At 71.0% G+C, this 252-nt stretch carries 1 pseudogene; it reads right to left on the reverse strand.

Annotation, left to right across the window (positions count from 1 at the left end):
• A pseudogene (locus ACYQ0J_RS00020) lies at positions 1 to 242 on the reverse strand (ATP-binding protein); the annotation flags it as partial.
• Positions 243 to 252 lie beyond the last annotated feature (10 nt).

Here is a 252-nt window from a genome sequence, read left to right on the forward strand (position 1 = left end):
CCCCCCTTCCTTAGGGTCTCCGGGTGGACGGCCAGGACCAGGGTGGCCACCTCGGCGAAGGCCACCAGCCAGGGGACCACACTGGGGGTGAGGCCCGTGGCGTCGTCCACGACGAGGGTGACGGGGTTCACCCCTTCGGGGCGCTTGAGGGCCTTGAGGAGGCTCCTCGCCTTCTCCTCGTTCCCCGGGTAGCGCCTCTGCCAGGCCTTGAGGTCGGCCTCGAGGTCCCTACCCCGCCCCACCCCATACACC

This window comes from Thermus sp. FJN-A (assembly GCF_054655095.1).